Source organism: Methylococcus geothermalis, assembly GCF_012769535.1.
Lineage (GTDB): Bacteria > Pseudomonadota > Gammaproteobacteria > Methylococcales > Methylococcaceae > Methylococcus > Methylococcus geothermalis.
Window position 1 is genome coordinate 319,432 of record NZ_CP046565.1, and the last position, 18,468, is coordinate 337,899.

Genomic DNA, 18,468 nt, shown 5'->3' on the forward strand with positions numbered 1-18,468 from the left:
CCAAAGTCTTCAATCGTTGTCCGGGTATTCGCCGGCCGATCCCAGACGCTTGAAAAAATCCTGAATCTGGGAAGGCGTGAAACCGCGTTGCGCGAGAAATCTCGCCCTTGACGCGCGCTCTCGAGGCGTGGTCATCGGGGGCTTTCCGCGATATTTTTTCGTGTAGACACGGTCCATGTCGTTCATCCAGTCTTGCGCGTCCGCCAGCCCGGCATCGACACCATGCAGACGCAGTTCCTGCCGGATCCTGTTGACACCGAATCCCCGCGCCTTCCGGGCGCGGACCAGGCTCTCGGCGAAGCGCTCGTCGCTCTGCCATCCTTGCGCCGAGCATTCCGCCAGAATGGTTTCTATCGTCGGGGGTTCAAAACCACGGGCGGCGAGCTTGCGCCCGAGCTCCAGCCGGCTGTGCTCGCGCCGCGCCAGCAGTCGCAGGCAAACTGCCCGCGCGGCTTCCAGCGTGTCGTCGGTTTCGTTCAGAACTCACTCTCTTCCGCCGCGGCGCGCTCCGGAGGCGCCGCATGCTTGAGCCCCGCCAGCGCCTTTTCCCGAATGGCAGCCTCGATGGCGGCGGCGACCTCGGGATGCTCCTTGAGATAGATCCGGACGTTGTCCTTGCCCTGGCCGATGCGGTCGCCACCATGGCTGTACCACGAACCGGATTTCTGCACGATGTCGTGGTTCACGCCGAGATCGATCAGCTCGCCCTCGCGCGAGATACCCTCGCCGTACAGAATCTCGAAATCGGCGGTGCGGAACGGCGGGGCCACCTTGTTCTTGACCACTTTGACGCGGGTCTCGTTCCCGATCACCTCGTCGCCGTTCTTGATCGCGCCGGAACGGCGGATGTCCAGCCGCACGGAGGCGTAGAACTTGAGCGCGTTGCCTCCGGTGGTGGTCTCCGGATTGCCGAACATCACGCCGATCTTCATGCGGATCTGGTTGATGAAGATCACCAGCGTATTGGAGCGCTTGATGTTGGCGGTCAGCTTGCGCAACGCCTGCGACATCAGCCGGGCCTGCAGGCCCATGTGGGAATCGCCCATCTCGCCTTCGAGTTCGGCCTTGGGCGTCAGCGCCGCCACCGAGTCGATCACCACCACGTCCACGCCGCCGGAACGCACCAGCATGTCGGCGATCTCCAGCGCCTGCTCGCCGGTGTCGGGCTGGGAGACCAGCAGATCGTCGAGGTTCACCCCGATCTTTTCGGCGTAGACCGGGTCCAGGGCATGCTCGGCGTCCACGAAGGCCGCCACGCCGCCGGTCTTTTGCGCCTGGGCGATGACCTCCAGGGTCAGCGTGGTCTTGCCCGAGGATTCAGGGCCGTAAATCTCGATGATGCGGCCGCGCGGCAAACCGCCGCAGCCCAGCGCGATGTCCAGCGCCAGCGAGCCGGTGGACACCACATCGATGTCCCGGACCGCCGCGACATCGCCCATGCGCATCACCGATCCCTTGCCGAACTGTTTCTCGATCTGGGAGAGAGCGGCACCCAAGGCCTTGCGTTTGTTCTCGTCCATCCGGGTTACTGCGTCGAAAGTGGAAAGAAGCATTATTTCATAGCGACCATTTCGGGCATAGTCCGGAGCCGCTTTTCGGCGAGTACGACATAGGCCGGACCGGCACTGGAAAGGCGTGACTCGACGAGGGTGACGCACTCCACGGGCCAGGTCACGGGTCTTTTCAAAGGCATGGTGGACCAGGCTGCGTCGGCTTTGCGGGCCAGCGTCAAATGCGCGCGGAAGGGGCGCTGCTCGATTGGAAAGCCCGCATCGCGCAGGTTCGAATTCAGGACACGGACCAGTTCGAGCATGAGCGGAGGCATCTGGCTCGCTCCCAGGCACAGTACCCGGTTGTGCCGCCAGCATTCCAGCCGGTCCAGCACCAGATCGAACCGCGGCGGGTCCAAACACTCGACCATCGCGGCCAGCTCCGGCAGGCGTCCGGGCGGCACCGCCCCCAGAAACGCCAGGGTGAGATGGAGCTTGTCCGGCTCCACCCAGCGCCCCCGGACCGTCCGGCGCAATGACCGGAGCAATTTGCCCAAGGTCTCGCGAACCTCCTCGTCCGGCCAGAGCGCGAAGAACAGGCGCAGGGAGGGCGGTTCAATCGGTGCCTGAACAGACATCGATCAGCCCTTCCAACGCCGCGATCACCGCCTGCCGCCGCACCGCCTGCCGGTCGCCATCGAACCGGAATCGGCGGGTGACGGCCATCGCCCCCTTCAGCTGCCAGGCTAGCCAGACGGTCCCCACCGGCTTGTCCGGGCTGCCGCCTTCGGGGCCGGCGATGCCGCTGACCGCCACCGCGCAGTCGGCCCGGCTGTGCGCCAGCGCCCCGCCGGCCATGGCCGCCACCGTCTCTGCGCTCACCGCGCCATACCGGGCGATGACATCGGGCGGCACACCGAGCAGTTCCTGCTTGGATTCATTGCTGTAGGTCACGAAGCCGCGGTCGAACCAGCCCGAACTGCCGGGGACGGACGTTACGCACTGGGCGATCCAGCCGCCGGTGCAGGACTCGGCCGTGACCAGACGGCGGCCTTCGCCCCCCAGCAGCTCGCCCAGACGTCCGGCCAGATCGTACATCTCCCGATTGCCATGTGTGTGCACCGCGTTCCTCCCGCCTCGCCAAACGGTAACCGAAACCTGGCCGTTTGCCGACCACGCAGGAACGGCCACCGACATAGCCTACGCCGAATGGGCGCGAGCTCACACCCCGATCGGATGGTCGCCGGTCGCCTGACGGTGCCCGTAGAGCGAACGCTCTTCCAGTTCGGGCTCGGGCCCGGCTCGAGAGCGATCGACATCGGCGTGAACCTTTCGTGGCTGCGCCCCCCGTCGCCAGGAAAAAATGCGCCCCGGCGTCGGAAGCTGGCGGTACCTACGTCTCCCTACGCGATTCCGCCGGGCAGACTGCCGACCGCCCTTCACACAGGGTCGCCAACCACGCCAGAACGGCCTCGATCGTCCAGGCAGGATCGTCCAGCGGCAGGTCGTGCCCCGCTGCCGGGTGCATGTTCAGGGGCAACCCCCAATACCGCGCAATGGCTTCGGAACACTCCGGGCTGACCAGCCGGTCGCCCCGGCTGCCAAGCAAAAGCACGGGGATGGCGGGGGCATCCGCGGGCGGGCGGTAGCGGGCCGCGGCCCAGAGCTGCCGGAATACGTTGGCCCGCCGGATCGGATGCTCCCGGTAAGCGTCGACGCGCGCCTGGACGCGGGACGGATCGTCCGCGGCAAAGCGGCTGGTGAGGCGAAGTATCGCCCGCTCCCTGTCGGCGATGTCGGTGGTCAGCAGGGCGCCGACAACCTCCGGCCAGGCGCGCCAGCTCAGGCGGCGGTGCAGCGGGCTCAAGCTGCTCAGGCTGGTGTTGATCAGGACGGCACCGGCAATGTCCTGGGGATGGCGCGCGATCCATTCGAGGGCGACCATCGCTCCGAGGGACAGGGCAAGAAGATAGCGCGGCACGCCGGCCTCCGTTCCGAGTTCGGCGCGGGCGAACTCCATCATCCCCCGGATGGAAAGCGGGCTGTCGAGACGCCAGTGCCGGCCGTTGCCGGGCAAGTCAATGGCACGGACACGGGCTCCCGGCACGGCGCGGGCGAACGTTTGCGGAAATTCGTCCCAATGCGCGCTTTCCCGGACCAGCCCGCGGATGAACACCCATTCCGACGGGCCGGTCCCGTCAGACATACCAGTAGTCCAGGCCCTGCTGCGTCAGCCGATGGCGCTCCCCGTCGTCCAGCCCGGTCCACGGTTCCGGCGAACGCACGGCACGGTAGAGCAGGTCGAACAGGAACAGGTGGCGGCGCAAGGTGCGCCGCACCCGGTGCGGCATCCGGGGATTGAACACGCCGAGGATCGAAAACATCTGGCTCCAGTTCTTCCTGATCCAGGCCCAGGACCCCAGTTCCAGCGTGAACGGGATGAACCGCCCGGCAGGCTGTTCCACACGGTAGCAATCGTACAGGTAGTCCCAAAGATCGCCGTGCGCGAGGTATTGGCGCGATTGCGGTTCCATGCAGTAGATGTGATTGGGATGGGTGCGGTCGAGGAGATGCTTGAGCGCCACCGCTTCCGGCAGATTCGGGAACGGCTCCCGGGTCCGGGCGTACGGAAACCAGAGCCGATCGACCCGGCCGTAGCCGGAATGAACGTCCACGCTCAGGGCGATGCGCGCCGGAAAGATTTCCCGCCGGACGAAATCGCACAGCGCCTGCGCCTCGGTCTGCATCGGTTCATCCGCCGCCCCCTGGTACCACGGCAGGCTCGGCGAAAGCCTTTGCCCCGCGAACAGATGCCAGGGCGAAAGGCCCTCCGCCTGCACCGGCGCGTTGCGCATGAGGTCCACGAACGCGCCGTTGGAACGACGTTTGAGATACATGCCGACCGGATTCACCAGCGGAACCATCAGCAGCCGGGTCTTCCGCAGCATCTCCCGGGTCACCTCGTCCCAGCGGGCGAGTTCGAGGATGGTGCGCAGATAGGCGATCACCACGCGGGTGCCGATGCGCTCCAGGCCATGCACGCCGCCGAACAGCGCCAGCACCGGCGTGGTCGGATCGGCCGGCCCGAAGCTTATCGCAAGCAACGGGAAGGTTTCCTCATCATGCCGCAGCCGCGCCAGGGTCTCGACCCGGCCCAGTTCGGGGAACTCCTTCAGATGCTCGACCAGCAGCAGAATCTCGCGCAGCTCCGGCAGTCCCCGCAGCAGGTTGCGCGTGAGTGGCTGGGATTCGTCCTCGGCCCGGAAGATGTGCTCTTGGGATGCGATCATGGCGCGGGCATTGTAGCCGGCTCGGGGCGGGGGTCAACCGGATGGCGTAGCCCGGCTTCGTGGCAGACCAAACGGAGGACGGTTAGAATCGGCATACATCAACCCCCCCCTGACCTGACAGACTTGTATCACACCCTGTTCCAACAGGGGCGAGGCCCCCTCCTCCTGACCTTCCTCTTGCTACTGCCGCTGACGGCACACGCGGGAGATGCGTTACGCGAAACCGCACTACCGGACATCCTCGACGCAGAACTGAACTATCTGCTGGGCTTCGTCGGCAAGAACCGGCTCGATCCCCACCGGTTCGACGCCACCCGCATCGGCCGGCTCCTCGATTTCGTGGAAAGCCCGAAAGACGAAGCCAGGCTCTACCGCGCCGGGGAACGCGACGGCGCCGCCTCCGCCTACTACCAATCGGACATCCGGCGCAGCCTGGACCACCTGCTCCGGCTCACCTACAGCAACGACATCCCTTCGGTGTTCACCGCACCGTCCACCGTACGCACCGAACGCTGGACCGCCGTCGACGCGCCCGGCCAAAAGCTGCCGGAACTCTGGGCCGAACCGGCCGATCCGGACAGGCTGGTCGTCGTCACCGGCATGGAGCATCTGGTCAACTCGCCCGACCAGCACTCCGGCGCCTATTACGAGTACGATCTGTACCGCACGCTCATCCTGACCCGAGTGCACGGACGCAGGCTCCTGGTCAGCCTGTCGAGCCAGACCGGCGAATCACGGGTCGGGCGCAAAGGCATCATCGTCGGCCCGGACGACAACTGGGACTACCTCTACACCGACCAGACCGGGCTCAACCGCATGGGGCTCGGCTGGGCCAGCACCTATATGTACGATTCCCAGTCAGTGGCGTTCTACCTCGAAACCGACCAGCCCGCACCGAAAACGCGCTTCGGCGTGTTGAAATGGATTCGCGCCGGCTGGGCCAACCTCAACGTGGTCAACAGCGGCCACATTTTCAGCGGCCTCCGGCGCTTCGGGGAGACATTCAAGCGGATCGCCGAGCATCCCCGCACCGACGACACCGCGGCGCTGGCCCGGGGTTTCCGGGAAATATCGCGCCTGCCGCAGCCCCGCCTGAAACGTATCGCCCAGGACTATCTCGACGGTTTACGGAAACGCTGCGAGGAAGTGGGGCTGCTCGCCGACGGCGACGTGCAGGCACTGTTCCGCGACGGGCGCTACCTCGATACGCTGAGCCGGAACGACATGGAATCCATCCTGGCCATCGAATACGCCAAAGAGATTCTCGGCAAACCGCATTACGTCGAGCTTTCGGATGCATTCGCGCAGGTGGAATGACGCACGTCGCAATGTTGTCGCTGCGAGAAAGCATTTTTCATCCTCCCGCAATCGTCATGTAACAGTCGGCTGCTAGTTTCCCTGGTCCCATCCACCCAAGGTGACCATCCCATGACCAAGAAAACGCAGTTGTCGACCCTTGCCGCAGCCCTGTTCGCCGCGAGCGCCTGCCACGCCGGCGTGGATCTCCTCGCGATCGGCACCGCCGATCCGGCGTCCTCCGACCGGGCCGCCAGAACCCACGCTCCTCTCGAAAACGGCGTCAGCGGGAACATCCTCGGCGGCCTCGGCTCCGGCTTGGCCTGGGCCGGCGGCTCCATGTTCCTCGCGCTGCCCGACCGCGGCCCGAACGCCACCCCCTATAACCCGCTGGTGGACGATACCGCCTCCTACATCCCCCGTTTCCAGACCTTCGATTTCCAGCTCAAGCGCAACAGCGGGGACTCGGGCCTCCCCTTCACCCTGAGACCGACACTCCTTACGACCACCCTCTTCTACAGCGCCACGCCGCTCGTCTATGGAACCGGGGCCCTCGGCACCGACGAAAGCCATACCCTCGGCAGCGGCGCACCGGCCTTGAATGGCAGGCGCAGCTTCTATTTCAGCGGCCGTTCGGACAATTTCGACGCCGGCGCACCTTCGACCGACCCCGACAACGGCAGGCTGGACCCGGAAGGCATCCGCCTCTCCAATGACGGCCGCAGCGTGTTCGTCTCCGACGAATACGGCCCATACGTCTACCAGTTCGACCGTTTCAGCGGCAAGCGGATCAAGTCGTTCACGCTGCCGGACCACTTCGCCGCCACCGCTCTGAGTCCGAAAGGGAATGACGAAATCGCGGCCAACACCGTCGGCCGCATCGCCAACAAGGGGATGGAAGGCCTGGCCATCACGCCGGACGGCAAGACCCTGGTGGGCATCATGCAGACCAACCTGATTCAGGACAAGAAGAACAGCGTCCGCATCGTCACCATCAGCATCGCGACCGGCATGACCCACGAATACGCTTACCTGCTGACGGAAGGCTCGGGCGTCAGCGAAATCCTCGCGATCAACGATCACGAATTCCTGGTGGACGAACGCGACGGCAAGGGACTGGGCGACAACAGCGCAGCCAAGGTCAAGAAGCTGTTCAAGATCGACCTCGCCGGCGCCGCCGAGGTGAGCGGGATAAGCGGCGACCTGTCCGCCTACGCGGTCCCCAAGACCCTGTTCCTGGACGTCAAGGCGGCCCTGGTCAACGCCGGCATCAGCGCCTACGACGTCCCATCCAAGCTCGAAGGCATCGCGTTCGGCCCGGATATCACGATCGACGGCCGGAAGCGGCATACGCTGTTCGTCACCAACGACAACGATTTCCTGCCCCGCATCACCGACTCCAACCACCCCAACGGCGTCGCCAATCCGAACAACTTCTACATGTTCGCCTTCGACGACGCCGACCTGGGCACCGACGCGAAAGGAAACCCGACGGTGTTCCAGAAACAGAAAATCCTCGAAGCTTCCTTCAGGTAAGTCCGAGGAATCGGGAGGCGCACCGCTGCCAGGCGGCGCGTCTCCTAGGCGTGGGTCCGGACCCGGCCGGGTCCGGCGTGCGTGATCAGCCTCGGCTCAGCCCCCTTACCGCTTCGGCCGCATCCCGGCTGAACAGGGCCAACGCCCGGCTCATGGCGGCCACGGTCGCACTGTAGTCCGCACCGGCGGCAGGCTCGGCGTAGCGGGATTCGCGGACCAGGAGCTCCGTCTTGCCGTCGCCGCTGGACACCGACCGCTGCACATCGTGAAAACGGGGTCAGACAACATTGGTTCCGTTCTCAGGGGAAGTGAAGGTCCGTTGGGTGCCCAATCCGGTTACTGATGGGATCGCGCTCGGAAACCACAGGATCAGGTCTTTCCTTTTGCCTCAGATTTCTTTTTCAGCTCGCGTAGGGCGGAACCGGCTCCATCGGGTTCCGCCACCAATACTCATTCCGGTCAAATATCCGGGCTAGCGTGCGGCATGGCAAAAACTGACCCTGTGGTTTTCGGATGCCGCTTGTCATGGACGTCGGGCCTCTTGGGGCATTTGCATGGCCCATTGACACGCGTACGTGTTAGCGTACCATTCTCGCATTCTTGAAGGAGCCGGAAATGAACACGCTTACCGCCAGCGAAGCACGCGCCAATCTGTATCGCCTGATCGACCAGGCAGCGGAGTCGCACGAGCCGATCGTCATTTCCGGAAAGCGCAACAGCGCCGTGCTCATCTCCGCGGAGGACTGGAACGCCATTCAGGAGACCTTGTATCTGCTCGCCGTGCCTGGCATGCGCGAATCCATCAAGGTCGGCATGGCCGAGCCACTTGATCAGAGCGCCAGCGAGCTTGAGTGGTGAGTTGGCGGGTGGTCTATGCCAAGCAAGCGATAAAGGATGCGAAGAAGATTGCCGCAAGCGGCCTGAAGCCCAAGACCCAGGAACTGCTTGCGATCCTCGCCCAAGACCCTTTCCAGAATCCGCCGCCGTTCGAAAAGCTGGTCGGCGATCTCGCCGGCGCCTACTCCCGCCGCATCAACATCCAGCACCGTTTGGTGTACGAAGTCTTTCAGAAGGAGAAAACCGTTCGCGTCCTGAGGATGTGGACGCACTACGCGTAGCGCGGTTCAGAGGAACCAAAGGGTCACCCTTTAGCCGGACCCGGCCGGGTCCGGCGTGCGTGATCAGCCTCGGCTCAACCCCCTTACCGCTTCGGCCGCATCCCGGCTGAACCGGGCCAGCGCCCGGCTCATGGCGGCCACGGTCGCACCGTAGTCCGCACCGGCGGCAGGCTCGGCGTAGCGGGATTCGCGGACCAGCAGCTCGGTCTTGCCGTCGCCGCTGGACACCGACCAGCGCACGTTCAGCACACTCTCGCCGCCGGCTCCTTCGAAGCGGATCACCTTCACCACGAGCTGATAGTCGACTTGCGCCGAACGCTTCCAGGGATAGGTCACCACTTTCCGGCTCGGAAGGTAGCCGGCGAGGTTTTCCGCGAGCACCTGGGTCACGCTGTCCTTGAGCGATTCCGCCCATTTGTCGAACTCGGCGAGCCGGAGCTCGTTCTGGCCGCTCCGCGTCACGATCTGCGGGCGGTCCAGATACTCCGGCAGCTCGACCGGCCCGACACCCACGGCGATCTCCCGCTCCACAGGCGGACGGGCCGGTTCCTGGGCGGCGGACAGCACGTAGAAGCGGGTGTCGGGGCTGGTGCCGCAGCCGCCGAGGAGCAGCGCGGCGAGGCTTGCCGCCAGAAAAGTCGATCGCATCACGGGTTCCCTCATGGCTTGCCTCCCGAGCCGCCCTTGCCGTGCAGCAGGGCTTCCGGATGGCGTTCGAGATAATCGGTCAGGGCGCGGATGGAACGGGCGGAGGCGGCGAGTTCTTCCAGCGCATTGCTGATGTCCACCGCCATCGCCGATCCCGGTTCGAGCTGCTCCAGCACCTTGGCCGTCGAGCTCAGGCTCTTCTCCGTGGCGGAGGTGAGGGTGACGATTTCCCGGTCCGCGGTCTGGGCCAGATGGCGCAGGTCCTTCAGGGCGGCATTCATGGAGCCGACGGCCTCCTTGAGTTCCGACGAATTGAGCAGGCGATTGCTGCCCTGGACGGTGCCGAGCAGTTCCTGGCCGATCTTGTCCAGTGGCAGCTTTTTCAAGTTCGCCACGATCTCGGTGACGTTCCGTTGCAGTTCGTCCGCCACCGAGGGCAGGGTCGGCAGCTCGGGGTGCTGGCCGCTGTAATCCAGGCTTTTCGGCGGGCTTTCCGGGTAGAAATCGAGGTCGACATAAAGCTGTCCGGTCAGGAGGTTGCCTGTCTTGAGCCGGGCACGAAGGCCGCGCTCCACCAGTTTTTCCATGAAGGGACGGCGGCCTGCCTCGATCGCCGCTTTGAATTCTTCCCTTGCACGTTTGATGACATCGTCCGCCCCGTAGGGAATCAGGCGTTCCGGGTCGATCTCGATGACCACGGGAATCCTGATCTTGTGTGCGCCGAAATCGAGCGCAAGCTTCAGCTCGGTCACCGTGCCGACCCGGATGCCCTTGAGTTCCACCGGCGCCCCCACGTTCAGCCCTCTCACGGAGTCGTCGAAGAACAGCAGGTAGGGCTGGCGCAGCGTGTAGGTCCCTTCCGCGATGCTGGCGAAATCCTTGTGCAGTCTGAAATGCGTATTGGGCTCGCTGGGCTGCCCCTTCGGATCGTTGAGCGTCGGCGTTTCGAAGGTGATGCCGCCCTGGAGCAGGGACATGATCGAGCCGACTTTCAGATTGACGCCCTGAGCGCTCATGGACAGATCGATACCGCTGACCTGCCAGAAGCGGGTGCTGTTGTGCACCAGGCGGTGATAGGGCGCATCGATGAAGACTTCGACCTGGACGCTCTGGTTGTCCTCGGCCAGCCCGACGTTGACCACCTGTCCGACCTCGATGTCGCGGAAATAGATCGGCGTGCCGTACTTCAAGGGGCCCGCGCTGTCCGCAGCCAGGAAGAAAGTGCGGCCCGGCGTATCCGCCTTGATCCGGGGCGGCTGGTCGAGGCCGATGAACTTGCGGACCACCTTGCCGCCGCCGAATTCGACGGCGATGTAATTCCCGGCCATCAACGTGTCCAACCCGGAGACGCCGCCCAGGCCGAGTTCCGGCTTCACCACCCAGAAGGCGGTGTTTTCGCCGAGGTGGGTGGCGACGTGCTTTTCCATCTTGGCGGTGACGATCACCCCGGTCAGGTCCTCGTTCAGCACGATGGACTCGACCGTGCCGATTTCCACGTCCTTGAACTTGACCTTGCTTTTTCCCGCCTCAAGGCCGGGCGCTTCCTTGAACAGCAGGGTGATGGTCGGCCCCTGCTCGCTCAGGGTCTTGTAGGCCAGCCAGATGCCGATGGCCAGCGCCACCAGGGGAATCAGCCAGACCAGGGGCAGGCCGCGGGAGGATTTGACCTCCGCCTCCCAGGCTTCGTACGCCGGAGCGTCGCCTGCGCCTTCCTTTGGAGATTCGTTCATCGCTGCATCCTGTAAGCCCCCTCGGGGCGGGAATGGGAAGGAACCTCGCCTTCTTTCGGCGCCATGCGATCCCAGATCAAACGGGGATCGAAACTCATCGCCGCGAACATGGTGACCACGACCACGCCGCCGAAGGCCACGGCGCCGGGGCCGGCCTCGATGGTCGCCAAGGCCCCCAGCTCGACCACGGCCACCAGGATCGTGATGACGAAAATGTCGATCATGGACCAGCGCCCGACCGATTCGGTCAGCCGGTAAAGCACGGTGCGCTCCCATGGGCGCCAATGCGAGCCCAACTGGACCGACAGCAGCAGAAAAGTCAGCACCAGCAGCTTGAGCACGGGCACGGTGATGCTGGCGAAGAACACCAGGAGGGCCAGCGGCCACATGCCCCCCACGATCAGCTCTTTGACGCCGCTGATGATGGTATCGGGCTCGCCCCGGCCCGACATCGTCAACGTCATGATCGGCAGCAGGTTGGCCGGGATATAGAGGATGTAGGCGGTCAGCGTCAGCGCCCAGGTGCGCGCCAGACTGTTGGGCTTGCGCCGGTGCAGGACGGCGCCGCAGCGCGGGCAGCGGGGATGGGTCGCACCGTGCAGCGGCCGGCTGAGCAGATGGCAGCAGTGGCAGAGCAGATAGCCGGCGCTTGCGGCGGTGGGCGCCTGGTTAGTCACCGGCGGCCTCCAGCCGGTCCCAGACCTCGTGCTCGTCCAGCATGGCATCGCCCGCCGCCATGGACACCATCAGGGAAGCGAAGGAATATAGGGCGATGCCCGGGGTGAGGGCAGCCAGATCGGCCAGCTTGACCACGGCAACCAGGATGCCCAGCATGAAAACCTCCGTCATGGCCCAGGGCGACAACAACTCCGTCCAGCGAAACACCAGAACCGCTTTCGGCGCCCGCCGGCCGAACAGGCGCAAGGGCAGCAGCACATAGAACAGACACAATAGCTTGGCCAACGGCGCCAGAAAAGTGACGACGAACACCAGCGCGGAGATTTCCCAATAGCCCTGCGAATAAAGCTCTTCGATACCGGTGAGCAACGAACCCTCCTGTACCCGCCCGGCGATGTTCATCCGCAGCAAGGGATAGGCGTTGGCCAGCATGAACAAGACTAGGCTGGTGAACGCCAGCGCAAGGGATTGGTCCAGCCCGCTCCGCTTGCGCCGGAACAGGACCGCGCCGCAACGCGGACAACACGCTTTCTGCCCCGGCTGCAACCGGGGCTTGCGGAACAGCAGATCGCAGTCGTGGCAGGCGATGAGCGCATGCTCGGCGACCGCGTACTCAGCCATGCCGGATCTTGCCGTCATGTCCGCCGCACGCGGTCCGCTCAGGCACCGCGCCGGATGGCGCGGTGGCCGATGTCCCTGCGGCAATACGCGTCCGGCCAGTGAATCTTGTCCACCAGCCGGTAGGCGGCGGCCTGGGCCGCCGCGACGGTCTTCCCCAGCGCCGTGACGCAAAGCACCCGGCCGCCGGCCGTCAACACCTTGCCGCGGTCCAGCCGGGTTCCCGCATGGAAGACCTTGGCGCCGGGCGCTATCGCCAGCCCCAGCCCTTCGATCACATCATCTTTACGGTAATCGAACGGATAGCCGCCGGCCGCCATCACTACGCCCAGCGCAACGCGGGGGTCCCATTCCGCGGTCACCGCATCGAGCCGGCCCTCCTCTGCCGCACAGCAGAGCTCCACCAGGTCGCTGCGCAGCCGCATCATGATGGGCTGGGTTTCCGGGTCGCCGAAACGGCAGTTGAATTCCAGCACCTTGCAGCCACCGTCCGGCGCGATCATCAGGCCGGCATAGAGAAATCCGGTATACGGCACGCCGTCCGCTTTCATGCCGTCGAGCGTGGGCTGGATGATCTCCTCCATGACCCGCCGGTGGATTTCCGGCGTCACCACCGGCGCCGGGGTATAGGCCCCCATGCCGCCGGTGTTCGGCCCCAGATCGCCGTCGTCCCGCGCCTTGTGATCCTGCGAGGTCGCCATCGGCAGGGCATGCTCGCCGTCGGCCATGACGATGAAGCTGGCTTCCTCGCCCCGCAGGAACTCTTCCACCACCACCCGGTGCCCGGCGCTGCCGAAGGCATTTCCGGCCAGCATGTCGCGCACGGCGGCGATCGCCTCGTCCTCGCTCTGCGCCACGATCACGCCCTTGCCGGCGGCCAGGCCATCGGCCTTGACCACGATGGGTGCGCCCTTGTGGCGGATGTAGTCCTCGGCTTCGCCAGCGTCGGTGAATACTTGGTATTCCGCCGTCGGAATCTGGTGGCGGGCGAGAAAATCCTTGCAGAAGGCCTTGGAGCCTTCGAGCTGGGCCGCCGCCCGGGTCGGCCCGAAACAGGCCAGCCCGGCGGCGCGGAAGGCGTCGACGATGCCGGCGACCAGCGGCGCCTCAGGACCGACGATGGTGAGCGCCACGCCCTCCCTCCTCGCAAACTCCAGCAGGCCCGCCACATCGTCCGCCGCGATGGGCACGTTCTCCAGGCCCGGCTCCAGGGCCGTGCCAGCGTTGCCGGGCGCCACGAACACTTGGCGCACGCGGGGGGACTGCGCGGCCTTCCAGGCCAGCGCGTGTTCACGTCCGCCACTGCCGACGATGAGAATTTTCATGGGGATGCTTGAGACTCCGGATGGATTGGAAACGGCGCCAATTATACGCGCTGGGCCGGCCTGGACATGGCATACTGTGCGCCATCCGGTCTCAAATCCCTACAGACACACCCATGCCTCACGAAGCGACTCTGGCTCAGCCGTTCCGGCCGGCGAACGGGATAGCATGAAGTATTGCAGCCACTGCGGCGCGCCTCTGCGCCTGGGGATTCCGGCGGGAGACGACCGGCCGCGCCATATCTGCGATGCCTGCGGAACCATCCATTACCGCAATCCCAAGGTGATCGCCGGCTGCATCCCGGTCTGGAACGGCCGGGTCCTGCTGTGCCGGCGTGCCATCGAGCCGCGCCATGGCTTCTGGACCCTGCCCGCCGGCTTCATGGAACTGGAGGAGACGCTGGAACAGGCGGCCGAACGTGAATCCTACGAGGAAGCCACCGCCCGGGTAAGGATCGGCGAGCTTTACACACTGTTCAGTCTGCCGCACCTGTCGCAGGTCTACGCCTTCTTCCGCGCCGAACTGCTCAGCCCGGACGTGGCCGCCGGCCTGGAGAGCCTGGAAACGCGGCTGTTCGAAGAAAACGAAATCCCTTGGGATCAACTGGCTTTCGAAACCGTCCACCGATCGCTCACCCTGTTTTTCGAAGACCGGCGCAGCGGCACCTTCGGCCTGCACGTGGAAACCCTGGAGCCGGACCGCCGCCGAATCCGGAATTGAGATTCTCCTTGTACGACCTGCACGCCCATTCCACCGCTTCCGACGGCACGCTCACGCCCGCCGAGCTGGTTCGCGCCGCTACCGCCAGCGGCATTCGCACCCTCGCCCTGACCGACCACGATTCGGTGGCGGGCCTGCCGGAAGCCGCCGCCGCAGCAGCGGATCAGGGATTGCGGCTGGTTCCCGGCGTCGAACTGTCGGTCACCTGGGAATCCCGGACCATCCACGTGGTCGGATTGAATATCGCCCCGGATCACCCCGACCTGAACGAAGGCATGCGCCGGCTCCAGGCCGTGCGAGCCCGGCGCGCCGAGGAGATCGGACATCGGCTGGAGAAAAAAGGCATTCCCGGCACCTTCGAAATCGCCTCCGCGCTGGCCGGCGCCGGCATGGTCACCCGCACCCATTTCGCCCGCGCCCTGGTACAACTGGGCCATGCCGCCAGCGTCCGGGACGTCTTCGACAAGTTCCTGGCCCAGGGCAAACCGGGCCATGTCCCCACCGTCTGGGCGGAAATGGCCACCGCCGTCGGCTGGATCGTGGGGGCGGGCGGCGTGCCGGTGCTGGCGCATCCGCAACGCTACAAGATGACCGGAAGCTGGATCCGCCGGCTCACCGGCGACTTCAAAGCCGCCGGCGGACAGGCGGTCGAGGTGATTTCCGGCAACGCCGCGCTTTCCGACATCCAGACCAACACCGCGCTGGCACGCCGCTTCGAACTGCTGGCCTCGGTGGGTTCCGATTACCACGGTCCCGAACAGGTCTGGCTGAAGCTCGGGAAGATTCCGCCGCTGCCGGACGGCCTTGCGCCGGTCTGGACCCGCTGGGAGACCGAACGATGAACTCCATCCACCGTTGCGCCTGGGCGCTGCGCAGCCCGGAGGAAACCGTCTATCACGACACGGAATGGGGCGTCCCCCTGCACGACGACGTGAAACTGTTCGAATACCTGGTGCTGGACGGGGCGCAGGCCGGACTGAGCTGGACCACCATCCTCAAGAAGCGGGAAGCCTACCGGGCCGCCTTCGACGGCTTCGACCCGGAAGCGGTCGCCCGCTACGACGAGGCCAAGATCGCCGCCCTGCTGGCCGATCCGGGTATCGTGCGCAACCGGCTGAAAATCGAATCCGCCGTGCGCAACGCCAAGGCCTATCTGCGCATCCAGGAAGAATTCGGCAGCTTCGACGGCTACCTGTGGCGCTTCGTCGACGGCACGCCGGTGCGGAATGCCTGGCGCGAACCGCGCGACATCCCGGCAAGCACGCCGCTATCGGATGCGCTCAGCCGGGACCTCAAGCAGCGCGGCTGCAACTTCGTGGGCTCCACCATCTGCTACGCCTTCCTGCAGGCGGCGGGGCTGGTGAACGACCACCTGGTCGATTGCTTTCGCTGGAGCGAAGTGAGCGGAAGCTAGCCTCAGGGCAGCGTGCGCACGCCGCTGGGCGAACCGATCAGCACCACGTCCGCCGGCCGCAACGCGAACACGCCGTTGCAGACCACGCCGGGAATGTCGTTGATCCGGTGTTCCAGCTCGACTGGATCGGTGATGCTGAGGTTGTACACGTCGAGGATCACGTTGCCATTGTCGGTGACGCAGTTTTCCCGCCACACCGGCGTGCCCCCCAGTTCCACCAGCCGGCGGGCGACGAGGCTGCGCGCCATCGGAATCACTTCGACCGGCAGCGGGAACTTGCCCAGCACGTCGACATACTTGGTCTCGTCGACGATGCAGACGAACTTGCGGCTGGCCTCCGCCACGATCTTCTCGCGGGTCAGGGCCGCGCCGCCGCCCTTGATCATCTGCTTGGCGGCGTTGACTTCGTCGGCGCCGTCCACGTAGACGTCCAGGGTGCCGGCGGCGTTGAGGTCGAGCACCGGGATGCCGATCTTCTTCAGACGCTCGGAGCTGGCCTCGGAACTGGACACCGCGCCTTCGATCCCGCCTTTGAGATCGGCCAGCAAATCAATAAAATGGTTCACGGTCGAGCCGGTCCCCACCCCCAGGATGGTGACATCCTTGACATAATCCAATGCCGCTTCGGCGACTTTCCGTTTGAGTTCGTCTTGAGTCATTGCCTTATCTGCCATCGTGTGTAATCAAACCGGTGGCGGATGATACTGGGAAAACCGCCCCGCTGCCATGATGGCCCCCTGCCCCGAACCATGCTGCAAAAATACATAGAGAAGATACTGCGCGCCCGCGTCTACGACGTGGCCCAGGAAACTCCGCTGGAACCGGCGCCCGGCCTGTCGCGGCGGCTGGACAACACGGTGCTGATCAAGCGCGAGGACCTGCAGCCGGTGTTCTCGTTCAAACTGCGCGGTGCCTACAACAAGATCGCATCGCTCAGGCCCGAGGCGCGTGCGGCGGGCGTCATCGCCGCTTCTGCCGGCAACCACGCCCAGGGCGTCGCGCTGGCGGCGCAGCGGCTGGGCATCCGGGCCGTGATCGTGATGCCCTGCACCACCCCGCAGATCAAGGTCGACGCCGTGCGCAACCGCGGCGGCGAAGCCATCCTGCACGGCGACGCCTACGACGAGGCCTACGAACACGCGCTGGAACTGGCCCGTGAACAAGGCCTGAGCTTCGTCCACCCTTACGACGATCCGGAAGTCATCGCCGGGCAAGGCACCATCGGCATGGAAATCCTGCGCCAGCGCCAGGACGCCATCCACGCCATCTTCGTGCCGGTGGGCGGCGGCGGATTGATCGCCGGCATCGCCGCCTACGTCAAGTTCGTGCGCCCGGACATCCGCGTCATCGGCGTGGAACCGGTAGACTCCGACTGCCTGCACCGGGCGCTGAAAGCCAAGCGGCGGGTGATCCTGAAGCAGGTGGGGCTGTTCGCCGACGGCGTCGCGGTGAAGCAGGTGGGCAAGGAGCCTTTCCATATCGCCCACCAGTGGGTGGACGACGTGGTCACCGTCGACACCGACGAAATCTGCGCCGCCATCAAGGACATCTTCGACGACACCCGCTCCATCGCCGAGCCGGCGGGCGCGCTGGGCATCGCCGGGCTCAAGAAATACGTGGCGGAAACCGGCATCCGGAACGCATGCCTGGTGGCGATCGAAAGCGGCGCCAACATCAACTTCGACCGGCTGCGCCACGTCGCCGAGCGCGCCGAGATCGGCGAGAAGCGCGAACTGCTGCTGGCGGTGACGATCCCCGAGCGGCCCGGCAGCTTCCTCGAATTCTGCCGGGTGCTGGGCCGCCGCAACATCACCGAATTCAACTACCGCTTCTTCGACGAAAAGGCCGCCCAGGTCTTCGTCGGCCTCCCCGTGGCGAGCGGCGCGATCGACCGCGAAAGCCTGGTCCGCGAATTCGAGCGCCAGGGCTTCGGCGTGCTCGACCTGACCGGCAACGAACTCGCCATCGAACACATCCGCTACATGGTCGGCGGCCACGCGCCGAAACTGCTGGACGAACAGGTCTACAGCTTCGAATTCCCCGAGCGCCCCGGCGCCCTGCTGCGCTTCCTGTCCATCATGGGCGGACGCTGGAACATCAGCCTGTTCCACTACCGCAACCACGGCGCCGCCTTCGGCCGCGTGCTGATGGGCATCCAGGTGCCGAAACCCGAACGCAAGGCCTTCCGGGAATTCCTCGAAGCCATCGGCTACGCCTTCAAGGAAGAAACCCACAACCCGGCCTACCGGCTGTTCGCGGGGGGCAGCGAACGGGGGTGATTATCCTGCGTCAAAATACCGTCCGATGACGCTGCGCTAATCGGATCTACCCCGGATATTTCACCGTCCTCCCGAAGCGCCACGGCTGGGCCATGCCAACTGAACCGCCCCGGATGTGGTGGAGGCTCCAACTCTTGAGAAGATGGAGCTCGCGTAGGGCGGAACCGGCTCCATCGGGCTCCGCCACCAATACTCATTCCGGTGAAATATCCGGGCTAGGGTGATGAAGCGGTCGCGGTAGGTTCCCACGCGGGGAACCGGACGGTCGACGGCGTGGACGGGCTTGACAGGAGCGTGAAGAAGATGAGGAAGGCGAACAGCAGCGCGC

General features: G+C 65.3%; 21 protein-coding genes. 8 read left to right on the forward strand and 13 right to left on the reverse strand.

The genetic code is table 11. The features are described from left to right. Nucleotides 1–9: 9 nt before the first annotated feature. The 6 genes from GNH96_RS01495 to GNH96_RS01520 form a co-directional block, all read right to left on the reverse strand. The gene (locus tag GNH96_RS01495; RefSeq protein WP_323848043.1) at nt 10–480 is read right to left on the reverse strand and encodes a regulatory protein RecX; all 471 of its coding nucleotides are present in this window, start codon (nt 478–480) and stop codon (nt 10–12) included. Continuing rightward, a complete protein-coding gene (gene recA / locus GNH96_RS01500) occupies nt 477–1,520 on the reverse strand; it encodes a recombinase RecA (protein ID WP_169601631.1) in 1,044 nt (347 codons plus the stop codon). Before recA ends, GNH96_RS01495 begins: the two co-directional genes overlap by 4 nt. Nucleotides 1,521–1,552: 32 nt before the next feature. Further along, nucleotides 1,553–2,128: an RNA 2',3'-cyclic phosphodiesterase gene (gene thpR, locus GNH96_RS01505; protein ID WP_169601633.1), complete on the reverse strand. Its 576-nt coding sequence runs from the start codon at nt 2,126–2,128 to the stop codon at nt 1,553–1,555. After that, nucleotides 2,106–2,588, reverse strand: coding sequence for a CinA family protein (locus GNH96_RS01510; protein WP_169604543.1), 483 nt, complete (start codon nt 2,586–2,588; stop codon nt 2,106–2,108). Before GNH96_RS01510 ends, thpR begins: the two co-directional genes overlap by 23 nt. A 295-nt stretch (nt 2,589–2,883) precedes the next feature. After that, a complete protein-coding gene (locus tag GNH96_RS01515; protein ID WP_169601635.1) occupies nt 2,884–3,696 on the reverse strand; it encodes an alpha/beta fold hydrolase in 813 nt (270 codons plus the stop codon). Further along, nucleotides 3,689–4,780, reverse strand: a complete 1,092-nt coding sequence (locus GNH96_RS01520; RefSeq protein ID WP_169601637.1) for a M14 family zinc carboxypeptidase — start codon at nt 4,778–4,780, stop codon at nt 3,689–3,691. Before GNH96_RS01520 ends, GNH96_RS01515 begins: the two co-directional genes overlap by 8 nt. Before the next feature lie 177 nt (nt 4,781–4,957). Between GNH96_RS01520 and GNH96_RS01525 the strand changes: the two genes are divergently transcribed. Both GNH96_RS01525 and GNH96_RS01530 read left to right on the forward strand, forming a co-directional pair. Beyond that, nucleotides 4,958–6,097, forward strand: a complete 1,140-nt coding sequence (locus GNH96_RS01525) for a hypothetical protein (RefSeq protein ID WP_228719956.1) — start codon at nt 4,958–4,960, stop codon at nt 6,095–6,097. Between the two features lie 111 nt (nt 6,098–6,208). Further along, the gene (locus GNH96_RS01530; RefSeq protein ID WP_169601639.1) at nt 6,209–7,612 is read left to right on the forward strand and encodes an esterase-like activity of phytase family protein; all 1,404 of its coding nucleotides are present in this window, start codon (nt 6,209–6,211) and stop codon (nt 7,610–7,612) included. A gap of 85 nt (nt 7,613–7,697) precedes the next feature. Here the strand turns inward: GNH96_RS01530 and GNH96_RS01535 are convergent, their stop codons facing one another. Further along, nucleotides 7,698–7,862, reverse strand: a complete 165-nt coding sequence (locus GNH96_RS01535; protein ID WP_267313386.1) for an ABC-type transport auxiliary lipoprotein family protein — start codon at nt 7,860–7,862, stop codon at nt 7,698–7,700. 365 nt (nt 7,863–8,227) lie between these two features. Here GNH96_RS01535 and GNH96_RS01540 point away from each other — a divergent pair, with 365 nt between their 5' ends. Together GNH96_RS01540 and GNH96_RS01545 are read left to right on the forward strand one after the other, a co-directional pair. Beyond that, nucleotides 8,228–8,470 (forward strand): type II toxin-antitoxin system Phd/YefM family antitoxin, encoded by a 243-nt coding sequence (locus GNH96_RS01540; protein ID WP_169601641.1) that lies wholly within the window; start codon nt 8,228–8,230, stop codon nt 8,468–8,470. After that, nucleotides 8,464–8,730, forward strand: coding sequence for a Txe/YoeB family addiction module toxin (locus GNH96_RS01545; protein ID WP_228719958.1), 267 nt, complete (start codon nt 8,464–8,466; stop codon nt 8,728–8,730). The genes GNH96_RS01540 and GNH96_RS01545 overlap by 7 nt, the downstream gene beginning before the upstream one ends. A gap of 63 nt (nt 8,731–8,793) precedes the next feature. Here the strand turns inward: GNH96_RS01545 and GNH96_RS01550 are convergent, their stop codons facing one another. Genes GNH96_RS01550 through purD form a run of 5 tightly spaced genes read right to left on the reverse strand, consistent with a single transcriptional unit; the run spans nt 8,794 to nt 13,729 of the window. Further along, nucleotides 8,794–9,378 carry a PqiC family protein gene (locus tag GNH96_RS01550; RefSeq protein ID WP_228719960.1) on the reverse strand — a complete coding sequence of 195 codons (585 nt, stop codon included), beginning with the start codon at nt 9,376–9,378 and terminating at the stop codon, nt 8,794–8,796. An 11-nt stretch (nt 9,379–9,389) separates the two neighbouring features. After that, entirely contained in the window at nt 9,390–11,108 is a 1,719-nt protein-coding gene (locus GNH96_RS01555) for a PqiB family protein (RefSeq protein ID WP_169601645.1), read from the reverse strand. After that, nucleotides 11,105–11,785 carry a paraquat-inducible protein A gene (locus GNH96_RS15845; RefSeq protein WP_228719961.1) on the reverse strand — a complete coding sequence of 227 codons (681 nt, stop codon included), beginning with the start codon at nt 11,783–11,785 and terminating at the stop codon, nt 11,105–11,107. Before GNH96_RS15845 ends, GNH96_RS01555 begins: the two co-directional genes overlap by 4 nt. Next, a complete protein-coding gene (locus GNH96_RS15850) occupies nt 11,778–12,407 on the reverse strand; it encodes a paraquat-inducible protein A (protein WP_169601649.1) in 630 nt (209 codons plus the stop codon). The genes GNH96_RS15845 and GNH96_RS15850 overlap by 8 nt, the downstream gene beginning before the upstream one ends. 38 nt (nt 12,408–12,445) lie before the next feature. Further along, nucleotides 12,446–13,729: a phosphoribosylamine--glycine ligase gene (gene purD, locus GNH96_RS01570; RefSeq protein ID WP_169601651.1), complete on the reverse strand. Its 1,284-nt coding sequence runs from the start codon at nt 13,727–13,729 to the stop codon at nt 12,446–12,448. A gap of 166 nt (nt 13,730–13,895) precedes the next feature. Here purD and GNH96_RS01575 point away from each other — a divergent pair, with 166 nt between their 5' ends. The 3 genes from GNH96_RS01575 to GNH96_RS01585 are packed head-to-tail and all read left to right on the forward strand — an operon-like array spanning nt 13,896 to nt 15,861. Continuing rightward, nucleotides 13,896–14,447: an NUDIX hydrolase gene (locus tag GNH96_RS01575; protein WP_169601653.1), complete on the forward strand. Its 552-nt coding sequence runs from the start codon at nt 13,896–13,898 to the stop codon at nt 14,445–14,447. After that, nucleotides 14,444–15,289, forward strand: a complete 846-nt coding sequence (locus GNH96_RS01580) for a PHP domain-containing protein (protein ID WP_228719963.1) — start codon at nt 14,444–14,446, stop codon at nt 15,287–15,289. Before GNH96_RS01575 ends, GNH96_RS01580 begins: the two co-directional genes overlap by 4 nt. Next, complete coding sequence (locus GNH96_RS01585; protein WP_169601654.1) at nt 15,286–15,861, forward strand: DNA-3-methyladenine glycosylase I; 576 nt, start codon at nt 15,286–15,288, stop codon at nt 15,859–15,861. The genes GNH96_RS01580 and GNH96_RS01585 overlap by 4 nt, the downstream gene beginning before the upstream one ends. A gap of 2 nt (nt 15,862–15,863) precedes the next feature. Here GNH96_RS01585 and rpiA read toward each other — a convergent pair whose 3' ends face one another. Further along, on the reverse strand, nt 15,864–16,520 hold the full coding sequence (gene rpiA, locus GNH96_RS01590; RefSeq protein ID WP_169601655.1) for a ribose-5-phosphate isomerase RpiA: 657 nt from the start codon (nt 16,518–16,520) through the stop codon (nt 15,864–15,866). Nucleotides 16,521–16,610: 90 nt separating this feature from the next. Between rpiA and ilvA the strand changes: the two genes are divergently transcribed. Further along, on the forward strand, nt 16,611–18,140 hold the full coding sequence (ilvA, locus tag GNH96_RS01595; protein WP_169601656.1) for a threonine ammonia-lyase, biosynthetic: 1,530 nt from the start codon (nt 16,611–16,613) through the stop codon (nt 18,138–18,140). The last annotated feature ends 328 nt before the right edge of the window (nt 18,141–18,468 follow it).